Below are 5,839 nucleotides of genomic sequence, written 5' to 3' on the forward strand. Positions count from 1 at the left end.
CCCGCCTCACGCGCCGCCCGCTCCGCACCACTGGCCACATCCACAAAGAACGGATTCGCCATGTCCAGCACCAGCAGCGAAATAATCCGGCTACGCCCCGCCCGCAACTGCCGCGCCGACTCGCTGCGCACATACCCCAGCCGCTCGATCGCGGCGTGCACCCGGTCGCGGGTGGCCTCGGCGACCATGTCCGGCCGGTTGATCACGTTGGAGACCGTTCCGACAGACACGCCGGCCTGCCGCGCGACGTCCTTGATCCCTACCATGCGTCCCACGACCTTCGACCGCCCGCCTTCCAGCGGCCGGTGGCGGCCGCGGGACCCATGCTAAGACTTATCCCGTATGTGTGTACGGGGGCGGCCGGTGTGCGGTCGTGTCGTTCCGGCGTGGGCATTGGGCCGCTTGGGTGCGGGTCGGGTCTCATCCGGGGTTGTCACGGTGCATGGTCCGGCGTTTCGCCGAGCAGAGGCCGTCCGTTGCCGGGGAAGGGAGTTCCCGCGGGGTTCGGCTGCCGCGCGGGTCCGGCCCGAGGGCGGGGACTTCGGTGCGGTTGACTCGGTCAGGGCTTCTTGCAGCCCTTGGGCGAAGAGGATCTGGGCGGTGCGGGCGCGGGTGTGGTCGAGACGGGCGGTGGTGGGGTCGTCGGGGTCGGTGAGGGTGGTGAAGGCGGCCAGGGCGGCGGAGACCAGGTCGCGGTCGCCTTTCAGCCCGCAGCCGCCTTCGGCCGGGTCGCAGTGATGGGTGCGCTGGCGCAGGGACTTGGGGGTGCGTCGGCCGCACAAGCAGTGCTGGGACAGGGCGGTGGTGAAGGTCGAGGCGCGCAGAAGTCGTCCGCTGGTGGCCGTGCACTCGGCGGCGAGTGCGGCGATCAGCCGTCCGGGGGTGGTGGCGGAGCAGGTACGGCCCCACAGGCGGAACCAGGTGCGGATGTCGCAGTCCTCGACGGTCAGGTTCGGACCGTGGGCGGCGACCAGCTGGGCGGCGATCTTCTTCGCACGGTGATGGGATGCCTCGGCCGCGCTCGCGGCCGAGGCACTGTGGCGGGCCCGCAGATTCCGGTAACTGTTGCTGAGCTGGTCTCGCCGGTATGCCTGTTGGGGCCTTCCGGTCGTGGAGGTGCGCCGACCTCCGGCCGGGACGGCGACGGCCTTCGGGGGCAGACCTGCTGCCTGTCGGCGTTCGTCGCGGGCCTTTTGACGCCGGGAGCGCTGATACTGCTGGGGGTTGGTGGCGCGGCGCGAGCGGTCAAGGGCGCGTTGGCGCCCCCGGGCCTTCTTACGCGCTGCGGCCAGGGCGTGTTGTTCCTGCTGGGTCAGGGTGATCCGGTCGGAGCATATGCCGCCGTCATCGGGGTTGAGCGTGGCGGGCAGGGAGACGACGGTGAGGTTGGAGACGTTGCCGTCCACTCCGCCGACGCGTTTTAGGGCGGCGGCCTGCCGGCGCCGGGCACGGGTGGCGGGGGAGGTGTGGCCGGGGGCCAGGACCATCAGATGGGCCTCATAAGCCCAGCCGCCGGGGGCGGCCGGATCCCGCCTGCGCACCAGATCGATCTTGTGCCACCGGCTCGGGTCGTTCAGGTAGTGCAGCAGATAGGGCCAGCGTCCCGCGCCCTGTGCCAGCCGCACCGGCAAGACGATGTCCCCACCTCCGGTGGGCCCTCCGGCGAAGACGACGGCCAGGGGACCGGTGTGGTCGAACCAGGTCGCCGCCCTGCTGCGACCGCGTCCCCGGGCGTCGGTGGTCTTGGTGGGGATGCGCCTGGTGGGCCGGGCGGGGGTGGGTATGCGGTGCGGTTGGGCCAGCACCCGCATGCCCGGCGGGAGCTGGGCGGCTTGGGCGGGGGTGGTGACCTGGGGCGGCAGTGCGGGGTGCCGGAAGGTGTCCAGGTGTCCGGCGAGGGTGCCGTGCAGGCGGAAGGTCTCCCACTTGCGGTCGGTGGTGTGCGAGCGGGCCCGGCCCGGGATGCGGGTGTACTCCCACCAGGTCCCGGTCCTAGGGCGCCCGGCCCGCCGCCCCGACGCGTCCGGGTGCAGGTGCCTGGCCACACTGGCCCACATTTCGTCGGCCTGGTGCATCACCAACGCCTTCGACACATGATCACTCAACCAGCCTGAGCGCTCCAGATGACGGTACGCGCGGTGCTCCAGCCCGGTGCGGGACAGGCCCAGCTCGGCCCGCCATGCCTTCACGTCGCTCTCGCGCCGCACATCACCGGCCCAGTAGGCATCCACCATATGCCGTGCATCACGCTGCAGGGCGCGTTTGATCTGCCACATCGCCGAGAACAACTTCTCGACCCGGTGGCGGACCTCCGCATCGCTGACGACCAGCGGCAGCCGGATCACCGACACCGGCGCGTCCTTCGCCCGCCGCCACGCCTCACCCCGGTTCGGCCCCCGAAACCGCCGCCCCTCCCCAGGAGCAGGAGCAGCCGGTGATCGACCCGCCACGCTCTTCCCCCCCTCTCCCGGACCAGTCAGCGTCAGGCATAACGTCATGAAGTGTGTTTGGGTTACGGCCAGTTGTATGGAACTTCGTCTCGCCACCTGCCGTTCAGCTCATTTGAAGGCATGGACGGGACTGTCCGGGCCGCAATTGCATGCCCTGATCACCCGCTGTCCGGGCGGCGCCACCCGGACAGCGGGTGCGGTCGGCCCTGGTCACTTGCCTTCGGCGACCGGGTGCTGCTGGTCGTCCTGGGTTACCGCACGAACCTCACCATGGAGCAGTTGGCCGCGCTGTTCGCTACCACGGACTCCACCGTGCACCGGTTCACCGCCGACCTCGCACCGCACCTCGCCGCCCTGCTCGGCCCGCCACCCGCCGACCGGCGGGAACTGTGGCTGGTGGACGGCACCCTCATTCCGGTGCACGACCAGAAGAAGACGAAGAAGCCGAAGAACTACCGGCGCAGTCTGAATGTGCAGATCGTCTGCCGGGCCCGTGACCGCCGCATCGTCGCGGTCGGCGACGCCTGGCGCGCATCCGCGCGTCTGGGCAGGCAGGTGAAGAAGTCAGTCCGGAACCGGGACAACACGGTCAGGGACTCGACGCGGGCAGCATCGTCCAGCAGACTCACCCTCACGGCCTTTGTTGTGATCGATGTCGACTTCAGCGAGAAGTCATGATCATGCAGAGGCCACCCTGCTGTCCGGAGAACGGCGAAGCCCGTGGTCAGCTCAATGGGCTGGCCACGGGCGGAGGTTAAACGTCAAGCTTAGGCCGTCCGGGGCGGCTTCCTCCCGCACTCTGCCGCAGGTCTCCCGTACGGGCGGTCTCTCCTGCGGGTGGCCTCCCCTTATGAGCACTGCTTATGAGCAGGTCTCCGTGGAACCGCTTGCGCCGATCCGCAACGCACCGCCCGAGGTGTTGGCGCTGTCGCTCACGCAGTAGCCGTTGACGCTCTGGAACATGACGTCGGCGGGGCTGTCGTCGCCGCGCTCCGCCGTGAAGTGGTTGAACTTCAGGCCACTGGCGGTGTTGGCGATGACCGCCGGGCGGCCGTCGTCGTCGGCGAACCGGACCGAGCTGTCGGTGAAGGTGATGCGGTCCGTGTTGTGGAGGTACCAGCCGAAGGCCGGGCGGGTGCCGATGCTCTTCGGGTTGTAGTCCTTGGCGTCATTGCTGGGCACGCCGGTGGACATGGTGCCGTTGCCACCGGGGACGGTCAGGTTGACGTTGTTGAAGGTGATGTCGCTGATGCGGTTCGAGCCCGACTCTCCCCACAGAGTGGGGCTGAAGGAGGGGCTGTTGCCGGTCCCGGTGATGTTGTCGAAGGTGACGTTGCTGATGTGGCCGACGCCCGGGTTGTTGCCGCAGCGCTTTCTGGTCCCGATCTTCATCATGATGGGCGAGTGGACCCCGGTCATCGTGATGTCGCGGTAGTGGACGTCCGAGATGTTGGACCCGTCCATGGACACCATGCCGAGGCCGGACTTGTCCGCGCCGTTGATGGTGATGCCCTGGAAGTCGTAGTCGGTGAAGTCGCCGCAGGTCTCGGAGCCGAACATCAGGGCGTTGCAGCACTTCGCGGACAACTTGCTGTCCCGCACCTTCACATGGCCGTTGGAGAGCTTGGCGCCGAGGGCGTAGTCGCTCTTGAAGACGAGCGCGTCGTCGTTGGCGGCGATATTGGCGCCTGTGACGGTGACATTGGTGGTGCTGATGATGTTCCAGCCGTCGCGGTCGCTCGCGGTGTCGATGGTGAGGTGGTCGGAGGTCACGTTGTCGCAGCCGTTGATGAGGGCCGCGAAGTGGCCGCCGCGCCGCAGGGTGATCCCGCTGAGGGTCAGGTCTTTGCAGCGGGTCAGCGAGATGATCTTGTCGGCCTCGCCGGAGTCGGGGTTGCCGGTGATGAGGTTTCCGGCGCCGTCGATGGTGCCGGAGCCGGTGAAGCCGATGTTGGTGAGCTTGTCGCCGTAGAACATCGCGTTGTGGAAGTGGCTGTGCCCGTAGTCCTGGTAGTCGTCGTTCGGGTTGGACTCGGGCTTGTCGTAGGTGTCCGCGCTGGAGCCCTGGATGGTGGCGCCGGAGTCCAGCTGGAGGGTCACATTGCTCTTGAGATGCACCGTGTTCTTGGACTTGTACTGCCCGGACGGAAACTCCACGATCCCGCCACCGGCGGCGTTGGCCGCGTTGATGGCCTTCTCGATCGCGCCGGTGTCGTTCGTCGACCCGTCGGCCTTCGCCCCGTAGTCCATGACGTCGAAGGTGGCGGCGGCGCGGCCGGCGGCGGCCGGGGCGGCGAGCGTGGGCGCCTGGGCCACTCCGAAGACGATGGCGAGCGCGGACACCGCTAATGCGGCGATTCTCTTCACCTTTCTTGCTCCTTCGTGTATCGGTCGTGTTCGCTTTGCAGCGGCAGATCCGATGTATCCGAAGGTCCAGACCGCGACTCATTGCGACGTAGGCACAGGTGGGCACCACCTTGAGCCATGATCCCTCGTATCCAGTGAGCCACGGACGGCGGCGCGGTGCGGATAGGTCGGATCTCTCAGTCCGGAATGTAACAGGCGCAGAAGAGCTGTCAATGGGCTCAGCGCAGCCGCGCCAGGCTCGATCCGCGGACCACGAGCTCGGGCTGGAGCACGATCCGCTGATGCCGGTGTGCGCCGGCCGCCTCCCCCGTCTCCTCGATCAGCAACTCCGCCGCCGTACGCCCCATCCGAAAGGCGGGCTGCCGTACGGACGTCAGCGGCACCGCTGCCGCCGCCGCGAACTCGATGTCGTCGTAGCCCACCAGCGCCACCTCCCCCGGCACCGACACCCCCGCCCCGTACAGTGCCTGCAACACCCCCAGCGCCAACAGGTCGTTGGCGCAGAAGACGGCCGTCGGCCGCGGCGACATGCCAAGCAGCCGCGCCCCCGCGTCCCGCCCCGCCGCCACATCCAGCCGCTCGACCTCGATATGGCGCAGCGCATCGTCGTCCAGGCCCGCCTCGCGCAGGGCGCGCACCGCGCCGGTGCGGCGGTCGTGGCACTGGGCCAGCTGCATGGGGCCGCTGACATACGCGATGGAGCGGTGGCCCTGGTCGAGGAGGTGGCGGGCGGCCAGTGTGCCGCCGGTGACATCGTCGACCGAGACCGAGCAGCCCTCCGCGCTGGGCACCACCCGGTCGACGAAGACGAACGGGATGCCGTGGCGGCGGAACGACTCCAGGTTGCGCCCGCTGATATCGGCAGGGGTGACCAGGACGCCGCGTACCCGCTGCTCGGAGAAGAGCGCCAGATACTCGGCCTCCTCCTCGGGGCTCTGCGCGCTGTTGCACACCATCACCCCGAGCCCCGCCTCACGCGCCGCCCGCTCCGCACCACTGGCCACATCCACAAAGAACGGATT

5 protein-coding genes are annotated in these 5,839 nt (G+C 68.8%); 1 reads left to right on the forward strand and 4 read right to left on the reverse strand.

From position 1 onward, the window contains the following. Nucleotides 1-266: LacI family DNA-binding transcriptional regulator (locus ACWDSL_RS51305; protein WP_450496403.1), on the reverse strand; the 266-nt coding region annotated here is incomplete at its 3' end. A gap of 60 nt (nt 267-326) precedes the next feature. After that, nucleotides 327-2,351 carry a transposase gene (locus ACWDSL_RS51310; RefSeq protein WP_450496397.1) on the reverse strand — a complete coding sequence of 675 codons (2,025 nt, stop codon included), beginning with the start codon at nt 2,349-2,351 and terminating at the stop codon, nt 327-329. A gap of 219 nt (nt 2,352-2,570) precedes the next feature. Between ACWDSL_RS51310 and ACWDSL_RS51315 the strand changes: the two genes are divergently transcribed. Beyond that, nucleotides 2,571-3,128 (forward strand): transposase family protein, encoded by a 558-nt coding sequence (locus ACWDSL_RS51315; protein WP_450496398.1) that lies wholly within the window; start codon nt 2,571-2,573, stop codon nt 3,126-3,128. Between the two features lie 183 nt (nt 3,129-3,311). Here the strand turns inward: ACWDSL_RS51315 and ACWDSL_RS51320 are convergent, their stop codons facing one another. Both ACWDSL_RS51320 and ACWDSL_RS51325 read right to left on the reverse strand, forming a co-directional pair. After that, on the reverse strand, nt 3,312-4,817 hold the full coding sequence (locus ACWDSL_RS51320; protein ID WP_450496400.1) for a glycoside hydrolase family 28 protein: 1,506 nt from the start codon (nt 4,815-4,817) through the stop codon (nt 3,312-3,314). A 218-nt stretch (nt 4,818-5,035) separates the two neighbouring features. Then, nucleotides 5,036-5,839, reverse strand: an 804-nt coding sequence (locus ACWDSL_RS51325) for a substrate-binding domain-containing protein (protein WP_450496401.1), incomplete at its 5' end; no start/stop codon positions are given.

The sequence above is a fragment of the Streptomyces sp. NPDC000941 genome, from assembly GCF_053599555.1.

What these genes read in the sequence shown, in the direction of transcription:
- ACWDSL_RS51315 (WP_450496398.1), top strand. Translation starts at nt 2,571, where the DNA reads ATGGACGGGACTGTCCGGGCCGCAATTGCATGCCCTGATCACCCGCTG.